14 protein-coding genes and 1 tRNA gene are annotated in these 18,713 nt (G+C 45.7%); 12 read left to right on the top strand and 3 right to left on the bottom strand.

Annotated features, from left to right (window positions below; translation table 11 throughout):
* Positions 1-146: 146 nt before the first annotated feature.
* The 4 genes from C1A02_RS06645 to C1A02_RS06630 all read left to right on the top strand — a co-directional run bounded on the left by C1A02_RS06645 (position 147) and on the right by C1A02_RS06630 (position 5,683).
* Complete coding sequence (locus C1A02_RS06645) at positions 147-2,594, top strand: glycogen/starch/alpha-glucan phosphorylase (protein ID WP_101697409.1); 2,448 nt, start codon at positions 147-149, stop codon at positions 2,592-2,594.
* Between the two features lie 37 nt (positions 2,595-2,631).
* Positions 2,632-4,479 (top strand): glycoside hydrolase family 13 protein, encoded by a 1,848-nt coding sequence (locus C1A02_RS06640; RefSeq protein WP_101697408.1) that lies wholly within the window; start codon positions 2,632-2,634, stop codon positions 4,477-4,479.
* 162 nt (positions 4,480-4,641) lie between these two features.
* Positions 4,642-4,718 (top strand) — tRNA-Arg (locus C1A02_RS06635).
* Between the two features lie 782 nt (positions 4,719-5,500).
* A complete protein-coding gene (locus tag C1A02_RS06630; protein ID WP_101697407.1) occupies positions 5,501-5,683 on the top strand; it encodes a hypothetical protein in 183 nt (60 codons plus the stop codon).
* A 174-nt stretch (positions 5,684-5,857) separates the two neighbouring features.
* On the opposite strand, the gene dcd is transcribed toward C1A02_RS06630, so the two are convergent.
* Positions 5,858-6,391 carry a dCTP deaminase gene (gene dcd, locus C1A02_RS06625; protein WP_101697406.1) on the bottom strand — a complete coding sequence of 178 codons (534 nt, stop codon included), beginning with the start codon at positions 6,389-6,391 and terminating at the stop codon, positions 5,858-5,860.
* A gap of 229 nt (positions 6,392-6,620) precedes the next feature.
* Between dcd and C1A02_RS06620 the strand changes: the two genes are divergently transcribed.
* The 8 genes from C1A02_RS06620 to C1A02_RS06585 all read left to right on the top strand — a co-directional run bounded on the left by C1A02_RS06620 (position 6,621) and on the right by C1A02_RS06585 (position 16,163).
* Positions 6,621-7,109, top strand: a complete 489-nt coding sequence (locus C1A02_RS06620; protein WP_101697511.1) for a pyridoxamine 5'-phosphate oxidase family protein — start codon at positions 6,621-6,623, stop codon at positions 7,107-7,109.
* Between the two features lie 52 nt (positions 7,110-7,161).
* Entirely contained in the window at positions 7,162-7,551 is a 390-nt protein-coding gene (locus C1A02_RS06615) for a PH domain-containing protein (protein ID WP_101697405.1), read from the top strand.
* 785 nt (positions 7,552-8,336) lie between these two features.
* Positions 8,337-9,134: a glutamate racemase gene (murI, locus tag C1A02_RS06610; RefSeq protein WP_101697404.1), complete on the top strand. Its 798-nt coding sequence runs from the start codon at positions 8,337-8,339 to the stop codon at positions 9,132-9,134.
* A 415-nt stretch (positions 9,135-9,549) separates the two neighbouring features.
* On the top strand, positions 9,550-10,734 hold the full coding sequence (gene gltS, locus C1A02_RS06605) for a sodium/glutamate symporter (protein WP_101697403.1): 1,185 nt from the start codon (positions 9,550-9,552) through the stop codon (positions 10,732-10,734).
* Between the two features lie 330 nt (positions 10,735-11,064).
* Positions 11,065-12,414, top strand: coding sequence for an NADP-specific glutamate dehydrogenase (gene gdhA / locus C1A02_RS06600; protein WP_101697402.1), 1,350 nt, complete (start codon positions 11,065-11,067; stop codon positions 12,412-12,414).
* Between the two features lie 116 nt (positions 12,415-12,530).
* Complete coding sequence (locus C1A02_RS06595) at positions 12,531-13,499, top strand: hydroxyacid dehydrogenase (protein WP_101697401.1); 969 nt, start codon at positions 12,531-12,533, stop codon at positions 13,497-13,499.
* A gap of 547 nt (positions 13,500-14,046) precedes the next feature.
* Positions 14,047-15,327, top strand: a complete 1,281-nt coding sequence (locus C1A02_RS06590; protein ID WP_101697400.1) for a sensor histidine kinase — start codon at positions 14,047-14,049, stop codon at positions 15,325-15,327.
* Entirely contained in the window at positions 15,324-16,163 is an 840-nt protein-coding gene (locus C1A02_RS06585) for a response regulator (RefSeq protein WP_101697399.1), read from the top strand. The genes C1A02_RS06590 and C1A02_RS06585 overlap by 4 nt, the downstream gene beginning before the upstream one ends.
* A gap of 234 nt (positions 16,164-16,397) precedes the next feature.
* Here C1A02_RS06585 and C1A02_RS06575 read toward each other — a convergent pair whose 3' ends face one another.
* Both C1A02_RS06575 and C1A02_RS06570 read right to left on the bottom strand, forming a co-directional pair.
* Positions 16,398-17,231: a 3-hydroxybutyryl-CoA dehydrogenase gene (locus tag C1A02_RS06575; RefSeq protein ID WP_101697510.1), complete on the bottom strand. Its 834-nt coding sequence runs from the start codon at positions 17,229-17,231 to the stop codon at positions 16,398-16,400.
* 258 nt (positions 17,232-17,489) lie between these two features.
* Positions 17,490-18,671: an acetyl-CoA C-acetyltransferase gene (locus C1A02_RS06570; protein WP_101697397.1), complete on the bottom strand. Its 1,182-nt coding sequence runs from the start codon at positions 18,669-18,671 to the stop codon at positions 17,490-17,492.
* Positions 18,672-18,713: the final 42 nt, after the last annotated feature.

Below are 18,713 nucleotides of genomic sequence, written 5' to 3'. Positions count from 1 at the left end.
GTTTTTTACATTTGGATTCTGTATGTTTATTAGAATTGTAATTGCCGGTATTTTGGTATACAATAAACATAAAGCTAAATTGGTAATATTATGGGAAAAAGATTTATTTATCATCCCTTTTGGGATCAGAGCGGAGGATACCCCACATGAATTATAAAATATCCAAGAAAGAAATACAGGAGCAAATTAAGGATAAGCTGACTCATGAACTCAGTGTGGAGTGGCAGGACGCTACCGATGAGCACTATTATAAAGCGGTGGCGCTGATTGTGCGTGATATGTTGGTGAAAGGGCGCAAGAAATTTAAAGATGTGGCGGAACAAACTGACACAAAGAACATCTATTATTTATGTATGGAGTTTTTGCTGGGCCGTTCGCTGAAAAATAATTTGTTTAATCTGGGGATAGAGGATGATTTTCGAAAGGCACTTTCTGACCTAAACGTGCGTTTGGATAATCTGTATGAAATGGAGCCGGATGCCGGGCTGGGCAATGGCGGATTGGGGCGGCTTGCCGCCTGCTTTTTAGATGCGCTTGCGACTCAGGGCTATCCGGCCATGGGCTATTCACTGCGGTATGAATACGGTATTTTCCGCCAAAAGTTGGTGGAAGGCTGGCAGACCGAACTGCCGGATTTCTGGCTGCCGGGCGGCCAGGTATGGTTTCAGCCGGTGCCTACCCGCGCTGTGGAAGTGCATTTTGACGGATTCATTGAGGAATCTTGGAACAACCAATATCATGTGGTTAACCATAAGGATTACACCAAGGTTCTGGCGGTTCCCTATGATCTGTATGTGGCGGGAATGGACGGCCGGGGCGTCAGCCGCCTTCGGGTTTGGGCGGCGACTTCTGCGGAAGCGGATTTTGACATGAAGCTGTTTAACGGCGGCGATTATCTGCGCGCCATGGAGCAGAATGCTATGGCAGAGGTGATTACAAAGGTACTATATCCCGAAGATAACCACCCGGAAGGAAAAAGCCTGCGCCTGACCCAGCAGTATTTTCTGGTTTCGGCTACCGTGCAGGATATCATTCGCCGCCATCTGTTCCGCTACAGCACGCTTGACAATCTGCCGGAAAAAGCGGCCATTCACCTGAACGATACCCACCCGGTGCTGGCTATTCCCGAAATGATGCGGGTTATGCTGGATGAATGCGGCTATGGCTGGGATCAGGCATGGAGTATTGTAAACCGCACTGTGGCGTATACCAATCACACCGTTATGGCCGAAGCGCTTGAGTGCTGGGGTGTGGATTTATTCCGCCGCCGACTGCCCCGCATCTATCAGATTATAGAAGAAATTAACCGGCGTTTCTGTGCAGAGATGCATGCGCGGGGTGTGGATGGCCAAAAAGTGGGACGTATGGCGCCGCTGAATGACGGATATGTAAAAATGGCTAATCTGGCTGTGGTCAGCACCCATTCGGTAAACGGTGTGTCAAAGCTTCACAGCGAGATTTTAAAACAAACGGTATTTCAGGATTTTTATACGGAAATGCCGGAAAAATTCCGCAACGTAACCAACGGAATTGCCTATCGCCGCTGGCTGAACCAGTCAAATCCGGAATATGCGGATTTGATTACCGAACTGATTGGCGACAGCTATATTCATAATGCGGCCCGTCTGGATCGGCTGCTGAAATATCAGGATGACAAGGCCGTTTTGGAAAAGATGGCGAAGATTCGCCGCCACAACAAGGAACGCATGGCAGACTATATCCTGAAAAATAACGGTGTAACCATTGATCCGGACTCGATTTTTGATGTTCAGGTCAAGCGGCTGCACGAATACAAACGCCAGCATTTGAATGCTTTGGATATTTTGGCCACTTATCAGTGGCTGCGCGAAAATCCGAGTGCGGATTTTACACCCCGCACCTATATTTTTGGCGCCAAGGCTGCGCCGGGGTACTATATGGCAAAACAGATTATTCAGTTTATTGTGAATCTGGGCAACACCATCAATAACGATCCCAGGGTAAACGAAAAGATGAAGGTTGTTTATCTGGAAGATTACCGGGTTACTTTGGCAGAGCTGCTGATTCCTTCAGCCGATATCAGCCAGCAGATTTCGCTGGCGGGTACCGAAGCTTCAGGAACCAGCAACATGAAGTTTATGATTAACGGTGCAGTAACACTGGGCACGCTGGACGGAGCCAATGTGGAAATTCACGAGGCTGTGGGCGATGAAAATATCCTCTTGTTCGGCATGACGACTCCTCAGGTAGAGCAGGCAAAACGCAATGGCTATATCCCGGGGAATATATACCAAAACCATCCGGTGCTGCATCAGGCGATTGACGAGATGGGCCGGGGATTTGGCGGCGTTAGCTTCCAGCAGATTTCTGATTCTCTTCGGAATTCCGATCCTTATATGGTTCTGGCCGATTTTGATGATTATGTCAGGGCAAGGAAAAAGTCCATGGAACTGTATGCGAATTCCGCTCAGTGGTATCGGATAGGCCTGACCAATACTGCCCATGCCGGGTGTTTTTCGGCGGATCGTTCCATTCGGGATTATGCCACAGAAATTTGGAGTGCGGAACCGGTTCCCGCTCACCCTAAAATACACATTGCCCCTTCACAAAAGTAAGTGCTTTTCTGAAAAAAGGCGATGAGGAGCGGCTTGTATGTTTGATTCCAGAAATTCATTGTATCGAAACCCCGTCGGAGCAATTCCGGCGGGGCAGAATATTCATTTTAAAATAACGCTACCCCGCGCTCTTGGTTGTTCTGCTGCTGTTTTGCAGGTTCAGGAAGACGGCGGGACACAGTTTAACTGGAATATGTTTTGGTGCGGCATGAACGGGAATGACCACGAGTGGTGGGAATGTGATTTGGCGCCGGAACACAGCGGACTGTATTTTTATTCCTTTGAGCTTCAGACTGGACAGGGTGTTTTGCGCCTGGGGAAAGGGTTTGGCGGCAAAGGGATTTTAACGGGCGGCACACAGTGGCAGATCACGGTGTATGAAAAAGGGTTTGAAACACCTGAATGGCTGCCGGGAGGGGTTATGTACCAGATTTTCCCCGATCGGTTTTGTAATTCCGGACAGCCAAAGGAAGAGGTTCCTTCTGACCGCAGAATGCATGCTGAATGGGGCGAGCAGCCAGAGTGGCGCCCGGATGAAACCGGAGAAATTACCAACCGGGATTTTTTTGGCGGCGACTTAATCGGAATCACCCAAAAATTGCCTTATTTACAGTCGTTGGGCGTAACTTGCTTGTATCTAAACCCGATTTTTGAAGCTCATTCCAATCACCGGTATGATACGGCTGATTACAGTCGTGTGGATCCGCTTTTGGGCACGGAGCAGGATTTTGAGCTTCTTTGCCAAAAGGCAGAAAAGCTGGGGATTCGCGTGGTTTTGGATGGCGTATTTAACCATACCGGCAGCGACAGCGTGTATTTTAACCGTCAAGGGCGCTATTCCGGTTTGGGGGCATATCAGTCCACCCAATCCCCTTATTATGACTGGTATGAATTTGAACACTGGCCGGATCGCTACAATTGCTGGTGGGGGTTTATTACACTTCCCGGCGTAAACGAATCGGCTTCGAGTTACCGGGAGTACATCGGCGGAGCAGGCGGTATTGTGCGCCAATGGCTGCGCCGGGGTGCGGCCGGATGGCGGCTGGATGTAGCCGATGAGCTTTCGGATCCACTTTTAGACCTAATTACCCAAGCGGCGCAAGAAGAAAAATCAGACGCTTTGGTAATGGGGGAAGTTTGGGAAGATGCTTCCAATAAAACGGCCTATGGCCAGCGCAGACGCTACCTTTTGGGCAGGCAGTTGGACAGCGTGATGAATTATCCCTATCGCAGTGCAATTTTAGGCTTTTTAACCGGTCAGCGGTCGGAAGATACCATGGAAATCCTTCTGACCGTGCAAGAGAACTACCCGCCCCAGGTGCTGCGGTGTTTGATGAACCATTTGGGAACCCATGACACCGAGCGCGCATTGACTGTGCTGGGCGGGGAACCGCTTAATGGCAGGGATCGGGAATGGCAAAGCTGGCAGAAGCTGACACCGCAGCAGCGTGAGATGGGCTTGCGCCGGATGCGGCTGGCATCGCTGATGCAGTACACTTTGCCCGGCGTGCCTTGTATTTATTATGGAGACGAAGCCGGAATGGAAGGATACCGGGATCCCTTTAACCGGGGATGCTACCCTTGGGGACAGGAAGATACGGATTTGATTCAGTGGTATCAAACCCTGGCTAAGTTAAGGCGAAATGCCACCGGGGCGCTGACACAGGGGAAATTGGTTTCGCTTTTGGCTTCTGGCCGGTGTATTTGCTATCTGCGCCAGGGTCAAGAACAAACAATTTTGGTAGCACTGAATTCTGGCGGTTCCACCGAGCGGATTGTTTTGTCGGAAGAATGGAATACAGCAGATGTTTTATTAGGAGAAGAAGCAAAGGACGGCGCACTGGTTCTGCCCCCTCTTGGTTTTTCGGTTTTAATAAAAGAGTAGAATTTTCTGAGGCAAAGTAGGTTGCTTGTCCGTTCTGGAATTTGGCCGGTATTTTTACCGGCCAAATAAACCATAAAAATAATTTTAATTATATCTTGACTTTTTCCGCGTTGTTGACTATAATAATAAAGCTGTTTCAAATTGGGACATGCAATTGAATTTGCGCTCGTAGCTCAGCTGGATAGAGTGTCTGACTACGAATCAGAAGGTCAGGGGTTCGAATCCCTTCGGGCGCGCCAAACAGGACAAGGCTTTTTGCTTTGTCCTGTTTTTTTATTTCAAAAAGCTGGTGCGTCCGTTGGGGTGAGAATCCCTTTTGGATGCGGGGAGCGGATAGGTTGTTCTTATCGCTGAAACCAAAGGGTTTGCCGCCGAAGGCGCGAAAGGCGTTGTGCGCCCGAATCCCTTCGGGCGCGCCAAACAGGACAAGGCTTTTTGCTTTGTCCTGTTTTTTTTATTTCAAAAAACTGGTGCGTCCGTTGGGGTGAGAACCCCTTTTGGATGCGGGGAGCGGATAGGCTGTTCTTATCGCTCAAACCAAAGGGTTCGCCGCCGAAGGCGCGAAAGGCGTTGTGCGCCCGAATCCCTTCGGGCGCGCCAAACAGGACAAGGCTTTTTGCTTTGTCCTGTTTTTTTATTTCAAAAAGCTGGTGCGTTCGTTGGGGTGAGAACCCCTTTTGGATGCGAGGAGCGGATGGGTTGTTCTTATCGCTCAAACCAAAGGGTTTGTCGCCGAAGGCGTAAAAGGCGTTGTGCGCCCGAATCCCTTCGGGCGCGCCAAACAGGACAAGGCTTTTTGCTTTGTCCTATTTTTTTATTTCAAAAAGCTGGTACGTCCGTTGGGGTGAGAACCCCTTTTGGATGCGGGGAACGGATAGGTTGTTCTTATCGCTCAAACCAAAGGGTTTGCCGCCGAAGGCGCGAAAGGGGTCAAAGAATATTTGCGTATATTCTGATAGGGCGATATAATCGAACCAAAAATTAATCCACAAATTAAATTTTTATATTATGGGTGATATTTATGAAATCGGTGAAGAAAATGTTGATGGGTATAGCAATCATATTGTTCGGGATATCCATTGGTATTGGTGGGGTTGGCGGAGCTGGTGAAGTTAACCTTGTTTATATAGGATGGCTGGTCTCGATCATTGGCTTAATCATGTCATTTGTGGGCTACTATTTTACACAGGACGATATTCACTAACGATTTATCACGCCGGCGGTTGACGAAATAGAAAATGGAGAAGGTTTATTGGGTTCTGTGGGGGATTTTAATAAAATGTAGGAAAAAAGAACGGGAGCAATGTTGGTGCCAGAATTACTATATAAATAGAAAGGAAGCCCGGGCGGTTGACCCGGGCTTCCTTTTTGAAAAGAGTTATCCCTCTTTTTTTGCTTCAAAATCCTTATACAGCAGGCTGGGCTGAATTCCTTGATTGTTCTGGTACTTTCCGCTGCAATAGGGGGCGTACTCCCCATCTATGGTGTGGTAGTAAACCTGGCAGACTTCTACATCTGGGTAGATAATCAGGGGTTGTACCACAAAAATTTCCAGTGTCCAATAGCCGGCAAAGCCCACATCACCAAATCCGGCTGTGGCGTGGATGCACATCCCCAGCCGCCCGATGGAAGAGCGACCCTCCAGCATGGGTACAAAGCATTCGGTTTTGGTGAATTCTTTCGTGCGGCCCAGATACAAGCGGCCCGGTTCCAAAGTTAGCCCCTCCGGTGGGATGGTAATTAAAGTGGCGGGGTTGGGGGTTTTCATATCCAACACAGGGGTATCATAGACTAAAAGCTCATTATGTAAGGACAAATTATAGCTGTTCGGATTCATCTTCTTTTCGTCGAACGGCTCGATGATAATCTCTTTGCCCATGTGCTTTAAAATCTTTTTTCCCGATAATATCATGGCAATATGCTCCTTTACGCGGCAATCCGGCGAATTTCTGCTGTTATTGTATCACAGTTTGGCCGAGAAGAAAAGAGCAGGGTGTGAACCAATTTTGTCCGATTTTTGTATGTGCAGGATTGTTGTGTTTTTAGAAAAAATAGAGTATGATATCCACAGAAAAATTATTTTGTTAGATACGACTTTTCAACGATACGCAGAATAGACAGGGAGTGAAACGATGCGGCCCATGAGAAAAAAAGAAAGACAAATCAGCGAAGAAGAAGCTTATCGTATTTTAGAAAATTGCGAATATGCTACGCTTTGTACCATCAATGCCGATGACGGTGCGCCTTATGGCATTCCGGTTTCTCTGGTTGTGCAGGATCATGTCATATACATTCATATGGCTTTGGAAGGACAAAAGCTAGATAACCTGAGAACCGATTCTAGGGTATGTGTTAGCTGTGTTGGGCAGACTTTGCTTTATCCGGAGCAATACACCACCGATTTTGAAAGTGCGGTGGCTGTGGGCTGTGCAGAGATCTTAACCGATCGGGCTGAAAAGGTTCAGGTTCTTCGGGTTTTGTGTGAGAAATATGGGATTCCGGGCGGCAGCTCTTTCTTAGATAAGAAAATTGAAGGCGGCGTGGATCGGATGGAAATTATTAAAATACCCATTGATCGGATCACCGGCAAGGCGCGCTGGAGAAAGCCGAAACCTTCTCAAGAACCGTAATTCCGGTAAAAGTATTTCAAAAAGGGATGCAAAACAGAAAAGAGGAAGCATTGTGGCGGATAGCGTAGTCAATAAAATATTCAGCTTTTACGGAAGATCGACGATTACGCCGGAACTGGAACGAATGCTGCATTCATCAGAGCAGGTTCAGTTTTGTGTAAAAACCTTTCGGGATACGGCAGTTTTTACGGACAAACGGATTCTGATCGTAGATAAACAAGGAATCACCGGAAAAAAGGTGGAGTATTTTTCGGTTCCGTACAAGAATATTGTAACCTATGCGGTTGAAACAGCAGGAAGCTTGGATCTGGATGCAGAGATCAAGCTGGTTTTGTCTGGCGGAATTGTTTTGGAGCTGAACTTTTTTCGGGATAAAGAGAATTCTATGGAAGAACTGCTGTTTGAGGTATACGATTTAATAACCGAATATGTTTTGAAATAGGCATTGATAAAGTGAGCCATATTACAAAAGGAACCGGATCGCGGCTGTTAAGCGAAGTGATCCGGTTATTTTTTTGCAAAAACACCAAAGTATACTGTGTCTACGGAGTTAGTTCAAAAAAAATTCATATTTTTTTAATTCTAAATCTGAATAAAATGTTCTTATTATAAGGACAGTAAAAGAAATTAAGCCGGTATCTGTTTGTGTAATGTGCACAGTTTGTCCCGGGACATGCCCAAAACAAAGAGTATAGTATTTTCAAAAGGTATCAAAAAAAAACAAAATAATACAAATGTCAAAAATTCTATATATAGTACATACATTTGTCATAAATGACATGCCTTTCAGAATAAAACTATAGTGGAATAAAACCGGCATTCTATAGGAGGCACTGGAGAAAGTATGGTGTGGATCGTCGGTTTTTGTTTGGTTATTTGGAATTTTTTGCAATCAACTGCCGCAGAAGGGGGGTGAAAAGAGACGAGGTGTGTCGCCGAACGATTTGGGAGTGCCAATGCTCTGGCGAAAAAAGAAAAAGCTCGCCGAAATACAACCGGTAGTGAAACTTGAAAAATCCATGTAGAAAATGGCGAAAAAATTCGAAAGAAATCGTTATTTCCCGGTTTCTGAATGATGTCCTTCCAGTGAGGACAAAACAGCTGCAAATCCACGCTGGATCGTACGTTTGGACCTATTGCCTTTGAAAATAAAATACACTATAATAAGGGCGTCAAGAAATTTAAAGGTCCGGACAGTCAATCATCCGGCAATAAAAGGAGGCTGTTATGTTAAGCTTAAAAGGTTCCATTGGAGTAATGGATTCCGGAATTGGAGGACTGACCGTTGCAAAAGAAATTCAGCGGCTTCTGCCTCACGAAGATATCCTTTACTTTGGCGACAGTGCAAATTGCCCCTATGGAAACAAGACCGCGCAGGAAATCACAGAACTGAGCCGCAACATGCTGCGGTATCTGGGCAACCGAGGGGTTAAGGTTGTCGCGATTGCCTGCAATACCATTTCTACTCTTGTTGATGTATTATCTGAGGATTTTGATTTTGAAATTCTTGGGATCATCGCCCCTTCCGCTGCTTATGTGGCACGCTCGGGAATTAAGAGGGTTGGTTTGATCGCTACCGAATTTACCATTCAAACGGGAAATTACGATAAGCTGATTCATGCCTTGGATCCTCAGGTTCAGGTGACCGGCAAAGGAAGCCCGCTTTTAGCAGGGTTGGTTGACAGAGGGGATTTTAGTCAACAGGATATCAACACAGAAATCCGAACCCAGATCGATACGATTTTGGATAGGGATCCGCAAATTAAGCATGTGATTTTGGGCTGTACCCACTACCCCATTGTGGAGCAGAACTTTAAGAATTGCTACCCCGATCTTTCCTTTATAAACCCGGCGTTGGAACAAGCCAATGCGGTTCGCGGGTTTTTACAGGAAAACGGTGCCCTGGCAGAGCATGGACAGGGCGGCTTTACCATCTGTACCTCTGGCGACCCACAGGTTTATGTAGAGGTAGCTAAGCGGATCGGAATGAAAGACCCCACTGCTTTGGAGCAAGTTTCTCTGTAAGTTTTGTTTCTTGCTTTCAGAGACAGTGGAAAAAGAAGGCTCTCGACATATATATCTTGACATACATAAAGATGAGCTTTCGATTGGCGCAGTGCCGTGGCCGATTCCTCGTTTTCTGCCGGTTATGTTACAATAAAACCTCCTAGTTTATTGAGTAACCAATGAAAGCGGATACCCGGTGCGGAGAACGCCAAATCATGCAGATGAAAACAGGTTGAAACGTCTAATGTGGGTCGATTTTTGGCAAATAAGCAAAAAAAACAGTTGTGTTTTACACAATTTGCACTAGAAACGTTTCTGCGCTAAAAATAATTTTATTAATGTTTTTAACGTTATTGTATTTTTCTGTAACATTTTGACATCGTGGTGTCATACTTACTTTCAACCAAATTTCTATTGTAGGAGGAGACGGTTTATGTTAGAAGTCAATCTAAACATGTACCAGGCGGCTGGTATAGCGGCGATACTGTTTTGGTGGGGAAACTTCTTAGTTGAGAAAATTCGCTTTTTGAAAGAAAAGTGCATCCCTGCACCGTTGGTAGGCGGTGTGTTCTTTGCTTTTGCAAACACAGTTCTTACTTTAAGTGGTGTTATGAAGGTTACCTTCGACGACACCTTACAGTCGTTCTTTATGTTGGTATTCTTTACCACAGTTGGTTTTACCGTTAGTGTTCCGCTGCTGAAAAGCGGTGGTAAGTCCATCCTGATTATGTTGCTGTTGGGTATCATTATGATTTTCCTGCAGAACTTCTTGGGTGGCGGCATCATGGCAGCTTTCGGTCTGGATCCCAGACTCGGTGTAGCAGCTGGTGCAACAGCACTGGTTGGCGGCCCCGGCACAGCGGCTGCTATCGGCGCAACAATGGATCAGATGGGAATAGTCGGCGGGTCGACGGTTGGTATTACTGCAGCTATTTTTGGTCTGGTTATGGGTTCCATCATGGGTGGACCTACTGCTTACAGAAGAATTAAACAGTTCAACCTGAAATCTTCTGAGACTATTGATTCTGATTCCGAAGACGGCGAGACCTTCAAGTCCACCAGCGCAGACTTTACTCAGGCTGCAATGCTGCTGGCAGTTGCTGTTGGTATTGGTACTTTGGTATCCAATTTGCTGAAAGATACCACCGGCATCGCATTCCCCGGATACATCGGCGCAATGCTGGTTGCTGCTGCTATGCGTAATATCATTGACGCTAGTGGTAAGAAATTCCAGGGCGAAGAAATTGAAGTTGTTGGTAACCTGTCCCTGTGCTTGTTCTTGGCAATGGCCATGATGAGCCTGAAGCTGTGGGAATTGATCAACCTGGCTCTGCCGCTGATCATTACACTGGCTGCACAGGTTGTTCTGATGTTCCTGTTCTCCTACTATGTAGTATTTAACGTAATGGGCAAGAACTACAACGCAGCTGTTCAGACCGCTGGTTTCATCGGTTTTGCAATGGGTGCTACCTCCAACGCAATGGCTAACATGCAGGCGATTACCCGCCAGTATGGTCCTGCCAGAGAGGCTTACTTCGTAATCCCCATGGTTGGTGGTCTGTTCATCGACTTCTTTAACGCAACCATTATCACCGGTTTCCTTAACTGGTGGGCTTAAGCAATAAATCTACGAAAAGAAGATTTGCTGCGATTTTACTGAAATGTATGATGCCGCCCGGCTTTCAAAACCGGGCGGCCCAATAAAGAAAAGCGGAGCAGCGATTCGGAATGTTATGTGTGGTTTCAGGAAGAATGGCTATTCCGCATTTCGTCTTTAAAAAAGTTTTCTCTGTTGATAAAATGGACAAATTGGTATTTGAAAAACAGTTTTTTTGCGGCGCTGAAGGTTCCGTTTGAAAAAATTATTTTTTAAAACTGTTTTGTTCGGTATTCTTTTGTTTATAATACTCTTAAATTTTGGATAAAATTTTTTATGGAGGTCTTATTTATGAACGCGTATGTAGAAAAGGTTCTGGAAGCAACCAAAAAGAAGAATGCCGGCGAGCCCGAATTTCTTCAGACCGTAGAAGAGGTTCTCTCTTCTTTGGCACCTGTAATCGATGCACACCCCGAGTACGAGAAGATGGGTCTGCTGGAGAGAATGATCGAGCCCGAGCGCGTAATCGAATTCCGCGTATCTTGGGTTGACGATGCTGGCCAGGTTCAGGTAAACCGCGGCTACCGTGTACAGTACAACGGAGCTATCGGACCTTACAAGGGCGGCCTGCGTTTCCATCCGTCTGTTAACCTGTCCATCATGAAGTTCTTGGGCTTCGAGCAGACTTTCAAAAACAGCCTGACCACTCTGCCCATGGGCGGCGCAAAGGGCGGTTCCGACTTTGATGCTCGCGGTAAGAGCGATGGCGAAATCATGCGTTTCTGCCAGGCTTTCATGAGTGAGCTGTATCGTCACATTGGACCCGACGTTGACGTTCCCGCTGGTGATATCGGTGTTAGCGGTAAGGAAGTTGCTTACCTGTATGGCCAGTATCGCCGCATTCGTGGCGCTTTCGAAAACGGTGTTATCACCGGTAAGGGCCGTTCCTTCGGCGGAAGCTTGATTCGCCCCGAAGCAACTGGTTTTGGCGCTATCTACTATGTAAACGAAGTGCTCAAGCATGAGAACGACACCATCGTAGGCAAGACCTTTGCTGTTTCTGGCTTTGGTAACGTTGCTTGGGGTGCTGTTAAGAAGATCGCGGAGCTGGGCGGCAAAGCTGTTACCATTTCCGGTCCTGATGGATACATTTACGATCCCGAAGGCATCGTAACCGAAGAGAAGATCAACTTCATGCTCGAAATGCGTTCCAGCGGCCGTGACAAGGTTCAGGATTATGCTGACAAATTCGGCGTGGAATTCTTCCCCGGCGAGAAGCCCTGGAGCCGTAAAGTTGACATCATTCTGCCTTGCGCAACTCAGAATGATATCGATATGGAGCAGGCTAAGAAGATCGTTGAGAACGGCATTAAGTACTACATCGAAGTTGCTAACATGCCCACCACCAACGATGCTCTGGTTTACCTGATGGGCCAGAAGAACATGATCGTTGCTCCTTCCAAGGCTGTTAATGCTGGCGGCGTTGCTGTTTCCGGTCTGGAAATGTCCCAGAACAGCGGCAGAATCTCTTGGACTGCAGAAGAGGTTGACGCTAAGCTGAAGCAGATCATGACCAACATTCATGATTCTTCCGTAGCAGCTGCTGAAGAGTATAACCTGGGCTACAACCTGGTTGCTGGTGCTAACATCGCTGGCTTCAAGAAGGTTGCCGAGGCTATGATCGCTCAGGGCGTAATCTAAGAACGAAATGAAACCTTTCATTCTGCGCAAGTGGGTTTGACTGGTTTATATGATAGGCGGGCGGCAACGCCCGCCTATTTTCATTATTAGCAATAAGTAAAAGGGAACTTAATTTTATGAGTAAGTATAAGGTAATATTTTTGAAAGAACTGGATGTTTCCGGAAAAAATATTCTCTGGGATGATGGCGCGGAGATTATTGTAACCGGCGGTCATTCGGAAGAGGTTTTCATTCAGGAGATCCGTGACAATCAGGTTGATGCAATTATGTGCCGCACCGAAATCGTTACTCCGGCTATGATGGATGCTTCCCCAAACTTAAAGGTTATTGCTAAACATGGTGTAGGCCTTGACAACATTGATATGGAATATGCTACTAAAAAGGGAATTCAGGTTGTGTATGCACCTTTGGGCAACTCTAATTCGGTTGCTGAGCATGTGATTATGTTAATGCTGATGGCTGCACGCCGTTTTCAGCATGTGGATCGGGAATTCCGCAATGGTAACTTTGATGTTCGCTATACATTGCAGGATACTTATGAGCTGGATGGCAAAACCCTGGGGATTCTGGGCTGCGGCCGTATTGGGCAGATTATTGCCAATAAGGCGGCTTTCGGTTTTGGCATGGATGTGATTGGGTATGATCCCTATGCCAAGCAAGAGCAGATGAAGGCTCCCATTAAATTGCTGAAGTCCAGAGACGATGTTCTGGCGCAGTCAGACTTTATCAGTTTGAACCTTCCCTCTCTTCCCTCTACCCGTGGCAGCATCGACTTAGAAGCTTTTCAAAAGATGAAGGATAAGGCGATTTTTATTAACTGTAGCCGCGGCGATGTTGTTGTGGAAGCCGACCTGATTCGTGCATTGCAGGAAGGCGTTATTTTGGGTGCTGGTCTGGATGTTTTTGATAAGGAGCCGATTGATTACACTAATCCGCTTCTGGAGATGAGCAATGTTATTATGACCCCGCATACCGCTGCAACCACACAGCAGGCTGTGATACGCTGCTGTTCCACCGCTGCTCAGGGTATTGTAGAGGTTATGAACAATAAGCCGGTTGCCTTCCCTGGCAACAAAATCGACTGATTCTTCTGTTCTCTCCCGTATTCAGACGGAATACGGGAGATTTTTTTATCTTTTGGCCTGTCTTTTCATAGTATTAGTTCTTAATAAGAAAATGCTTAGATTGCAAGACAAGGTATGTTAGTGAATAATACAAAGAAAAGCAGTGAAAATTTTATATATTTCACATTCTTTTTACGATAAAGCAATTTATTAAGAAAAATACATAAAAAAATTAGCAATTATTTAGTATAACTAATGAAATAAAATCAGTATTTTATCATAAATTGCTGTTTAAATTACTAAAAAATACATAATAATTCTGATTTATATAGCTTTTATTTTTGTCTAGTTGATTTTACAAAAAGCTATGGTATAATAAAAGCAATTAAAGCATGAATTTTAATTCGTAAAGTTATCATTTTTTGAGCAGGATTATTTGGCGGATAGGGCTCAATTTGACTCAGTCTGGCGCACAAATGCGCTGCTAAGCAATTTGCTGGCCGACTAGATTTGGATATGGACTGGAGGAAAACAAATAAATTAAAGTAAGGGAGAAATTAAGAAAAACATGAATTATTGGAAACGAACATTGCTGATTGCGATTATCGTGACTTTTTCATCTCAGCTGTATTTTAATTTTTTCACGGATAATTTTCGTATTTCAGCGGCTGTCATCCTGTTTCCTATTTTATTGATGACGGTTGCCAAAGAGCAGCATTCAGCGGCTGTCGGTTGTGTAACCGGCGCAATGGTGTTCATTGTGCGTTTGTTCCTAATTGGTTCCGGGATTACGCAAATTCAGGATAATGTAGTTGTGGCACTGATTGGCGGTTTGTTTTATATAGCTTATGGTTTCCTGTTTTCTTTACTGGTTAAAAATAAGCACACCATTTCGTTTCAGCGGCTGATTATTGGAATGGTATTGAGTGATTATTGTTCCAACATTTTTGAGGTTGGGCTCAGAACCGGAATGAAGTATGATAGCCTTGATACCCGTTTCTATCTTTATTTATTAGCCATTGCGGCAATTCGCACAGTAATCGCGGGCTCTGTCTTACTGGGGGAACGGAATTACCGCACGCTGATGAAAAAGATGGAACATGAAACCCGGTATCAGCGTTTGTACCTGATGACTACCCGGTTAAAAAATGAAGTTTATTTCATGGAAAAAAATACAGAGGAAATTGAGTCGGCAATGAGCAATGCCTATCGGCTGTACGAAAAGCTGTCTGAATTGGATTTGCAGCCGGAACTGAAAAAAATGGCGCTTTCCATCGCAAGGGATGTGCATGAAATTAAAAAAGATTACATACGGATCATGCAAGGGATTCAGAAAGAAATTTATGAGCAGTATAACCGGGAAGAAATGGGAATCCGGGATTTAATGCAGATTTTGAAAGAATCTACTTACCGCACGTTGGAGTCGCGCAGACTGGACATACAATTAGACTTTCGGGTCAAAGACGAATTTGTTACCCAAGACCATTATTCGCTGATGCTGGTAATGGTAAATCTGGTAAACAATGCAATCGAAGCGATTGAGCGCAAAGCAAGCAAAGGATGGATTCTGGTATCGGTACATAAAGAAGGAGAGAATTTTATCTTTACTGTGGCGGATGATGGCCCGGGAATTTCAAAGAAAGATATGGAACGAATATTTCAAATGGGTTTTTCTACAAAATTTGATGAAGCAACAGGAAATATCTATCGGGGAGTCGGACTGTCTGGCGTGCAGATGACAGTAGAAGAAAGGTTTCACGGGTCGATTGAAGTTAAATCAGAACCTGGGATAGGGACAGAATTCCGTGTAGAGATTCCTGCAGACATGCTGGAGGAAAAGACGACATGAATTTTTATATTGTTGAAGATGATGTATCGGTCATCAATAATTTGGAAGATATCATTGAAAGCAATAATTTAGGAAATGTGTGTGGCAGTTCGGGAGAAAAGGTTCCCAATCCGGCAGAAATTATAGCATCTGCGCCGGATGTGGTTCTGGTGGACTTCCTGATGCCGAATGTGGATGGGATTCAGGTGGTTTCTGCTTTGCGGGAGCTGGGCTGTACAGCAAAATGCATTATGATTTCTCAGGTATCCAATAAGGAACTGATTATGAAGGCTTATAATGCCGGGGTGGATTTCTTTATCAGCAAGCCCATCAACGTGATTGAAATTAAGCGCGTGATTGAAAATATTACCCGGCAGATTCAAATGGAACACACTCTTTCAAATATTCGCAAAATGTTTCAGGCCGAGGTTTCCTCTGCCCCTGAAAGGGAAGATAAAGATATTCCGGTTCGAAAACTGCAATATATTTTAAATCAGTTAGGAATGTCTGGTGAAAAGGGTTCAAAAGATATCTTGACGGTCTGTCAATATCTGTATGAACAAGATAAAACCAGCATGGCTGAAGAGAACATTGGCAAGTTGTGTGAGATTTTGAGCGACAATCCCAAAAGTATGGAACAGCGTATCCGCCGTGCAATTGCAAAAGGAATGAGCAATCTGGCGAATTTGGGAATTGAGGATTTCATGAATGATACCTTTACGCGCTATTCCAGCACGTTATTTTCCTTTGAAGGCATTAAGACTGAAATGGATTTTATCCGCGGCAAACGCGCTTCAGGCGGCAAAATCAACATTAAAAAGTTCATTAATGGCCTGTTGATTTTTATGGATCAATAATCAAAGAAAAACAGCCATTTTTCCGCTGTTTTATGGGCAGAAGAATGGCTGTATGAAAATTAGAAAAATGATTTTGCCCGGCGACGGGCAAATGTTACAGTGTTTTTTAAAAAAGGATAGGCTCATGCCGAAGGTGAGCCGGGCTCTAAGTAATATAAAGATCAGAAAACCCAAGCGATTCCAACGGAGAATGGAAAGGCTTGGGTTTTCTTCAGTTAGCATGGTGAAATCAGGTTAATAGGTATAAAAACCTTTTCCGGTTTTTCTGCCCAGCATGCCGCCGCGAACCATTTTACGCAGCAACGGGTGCGGGCGGTATTTGGGATCGCCTGTTTCATTATGAAGAACTTCCATAATGGCCAGGCAAATATCCAAACCGACTAGATCGCCCAAAGCCAGAGGGCCCATAGGCTGGTTTGCGCCAAGCTTCATCGCAGTGTCAATGTCTTCTGCAGATGCGGTGCCGTCTGCATAAATGCCAATTGCTTCATTGATCATAGGAATCAGAATTCGGTTTACAATGAAACCGGCTGCATCCTTCGCAATAACAGGGGTTTTTCCAATTTCCTGGGAAATTTGAGAAATACGGTCTATCAACTCTTGAGGAGTGTTCAGACCCACTACAATTTCAACCAACTTCATAACAGGAGCCGGGTTAAAGAAATGCATTCCGATTACCGGGCGATCCAGTTTAGAGGACAGCTCTGTAACGGACAAAGAGGATGTATTGGTGGAAAAAATCGTATCTTTTTTGCAAATTTCCTGCAAAGAAAGGAACAGATCGCGCTTTGCCTGCATGTTTTCAATTGCGGCTTCCACCACCAAGTCGCAATCTGCCACCTTGTCTTTCAGACCAGTTGTGATCTTGGACAAAATAGCATCCTTTTTCTCAGCTTCCATTTTTCCTTTGGAAACCAGTTTTTCCAGGTTTTGCTGAATTCTTTCTTTTCCTTTTTGCGCAAAGCTTTCTTGAATGTCGCACAGTACAACTTCATAGCCTTCTGTTACGGCAAATACCTGCGCAATACCGGAGCCCATGGTTCCGGCGCCAATTACGCCTACTTTCATGCGGATAACCTCCTGTTTCAATGTTTCCGCCGCTGTAAAATGATTATGGCCCGGCTGTAGACTTTCTTTCGAAAAGTCTTTTACAAGGTCAAGTCTTTTCAGAACCGCCATGCATCGGCCGCAGCCGCCAGCGGGGGAATCTTTGTAAAATAAAACGAACGGAATAGGCCGCCCGGGTAAGGATGTCCTTACCCGTAGCGTCCTTAAAAAGCTCTTTTCATTAGAAAAGGACTTTTCTTACATTATATATAGATAGAATTACAGGCTTTCCACGATAGTGGATACGCCCATGCCGCCGCCGACGCACAGAGTGGCAAGACCCTTGCCGCCGCCACGGCGCTGCAGCTCATGAATCAAAGTGACCAAGATGCGGCATCCGGAAGCTCCTACGGGGTGGCCCAAAGCAATTGCGCCGCCGTTGGGGTTAACTTTTTCTTTGTCCCAACCAAGTTCCATACCAACAGCCAGTGCCTGTGAAGCAAATGCTTCGTTAGCTTCGATAACTTCCATCTCGTCAATGGACATATCGAGCTTGGTCAACAGCTTCTTGGTGGAGAAGGCCGGTCCGATACCCATGATGGAAGGATCCACGCCAGCCCATGCGCCGCCTACCCATTTGGCCAAAGGTTTCACGCCCAGCTCTTTGGCTTTTTCAGCGCTCATCACGATCACAGCAGCTGCACCGTCATTAATGCCGGAAGCGTTAGCTGCGGTTACAGTGCCGTCTTTCAGGAATGCGGGACGCAACTTGCTCAGGCCCTCTGCGGTTACACCCTGACGGGGGAATTCATCGGTGTCGAATACGATGGTTTGTTTCTTGGAAGCGATCTCCAAGGGAGCGATTTCTGCAGCGAATTTGCCGGCCTTCTGGGCAGCTTCGCATTTATTCTGGCTCCATGCAGCAAATTCATCCTGCATTTCGCGGGTAACATTATATTTCTTTGCTACGTTTTCTGCGGTTACACCCATATGGTAGTTGTTGAATGCATCCCACAGAGCATCATTTACCATGGTATCTACGATTTTGTTGTCATTCATGCGGTAGCCGAAACGAGCCTGCTGCAATGCATAAGGAGCAGCGGACATGTTCTCCATACCTCCGGCGATGACTACATCGGCTTCGCCGCTGCGGATGCGGGATGCCGCCACGTTTACGCTCTGAAGACCGGAGCCGCAAACCTGGTTCAAGGTAAGAGCCGGAACTTCCTGGGGAATGCCGGCGTGAATTGCTGCCTGACGCGCTACGTTCTGACCCAGACCGGCCTGAATAACACAGCCCATCAAAACTTCGTCTACATCAGAACCGGAAATGCCAGCTCTTTTCAGGGCTTCCTCAATTACAAATGCACCAAGACGTGCTGCGGGAACGCCCGTCAGACTTCCTCCAAATTTACCCAATGCCGTTCTAACGGCACCGGCCAATACGATTTCTGTTGCCATAGTGGTGTTAACCTCCTAAATTTTTCTCAACACTTATCCAAA

The organism is Clostridium minihomine, assembly GCF_900240385.1.
GTDB lineage: Bacteria > Bacillota > Clostridia > Oscillospirales > Acutalibacteraceae > Faecalispora > Faecalispora minihomine.
Note: the sequence above shows the minus strand (reverse complement) of the source record. Positions and strands in the feature narration are given on the sequence as shown.

What these genes read in the sequence shown, in the direction of transcription:
- C1A02_RS06645 (WP_101697409.1), top strand. Translation starts at nt 147, where the DNA reads ATGAATTATAAAATATCCAAGAAAGAAATACAGGAGCAAATTAAGGAT.
- C1A02_RS06630 (WP_101697407.1), top strand. Translation starts at nt 5,501, where the DNA reads ATGAAATCGGTGAAGAAAATGTTGATGGGTATAGCAATCATATTGTTC.
- C1A02_RS06595 (WP_101697401.1), top strand. Translation starts at nt 12,531, where the DNA reads ATGAGTAAGTATAAGGTAATATTTTTGAAAGAACTGGATGTTTCCGGA.
- gltS (WP_101697403.1), top strand. Translation starts at nt 9,550, where the DNA reads ATGTTAGAAGTCAATCTAAACATGTACCAGGCGGCTGGTATAGCGGCG.
- C1A02_RS06570 (WP_101697397.1), bottom strand. Translation starts at nt 18,671, where the DNA reads ATGGCAACAGAAATCGTATTGGCCGGTGCCGTTAGAACGGCATTGGGT.
- murI (WP_101697404.1), top strand. Translation starts at nt 8,337, where the DNA reads ATGTTAAGCTTAAAAGGTTCCATTGGAGTAATGGATTCCGGAATTGGA.
- C1A02_RS06620 (WP_101697511.1), top strand. Translation starts at nt 6,621, where the DNA reads ATGAGAAAAAAAGAAAGACAAATCAGCGAAGAAGAAGCTTATCGTATT.
- C1A02_RS06575 (WP_101697510.1), bottom strand. Translation starts at nt 17,231, where the DNA reads ATGAAAGTAGGCGTAATTGGCGCCGGAACCATGGGCTCCGGTATTGCG.
- C1A02_RS06640 (WP_101697408.1), top strand. Translation starts at nt 2,632, where the DNA reads ATGTTTGATTCCAGAAATTCATTGTATCGAAACCCCGTCGGAGCAATT.
- C1A02_RS06590 (WP_101697400.1), top strand. Translation starts at nt 14,047, where the DNA reads ATGAATTATTGGAAACGAACATTGCTGATTGCGATTATCGTGACTTTT.
- C1A02_RS06585 (WP_101697399.1), top strand. Translation starts at nt 15,324, where the DNA reads ATGAATTTTTATATTGTTGAAGATGATGTATCGGTCATCAATAATTTG.
- dcd (WP_101697406.1), bottom strand. Translation starts at nt 6,391, where the DNA reads ATGATATTATCGGGAAAAAAGATTTTAAAGCACATGGGCAAAGAGATT.
- gdhA (WP_101697402.1), top strand. Translation starts at nt 11,065, where the DNA reads ATGAACGCGTATGTAGAAAAGGTTCTGGAAGCAACCAAAAAGAAGAAT.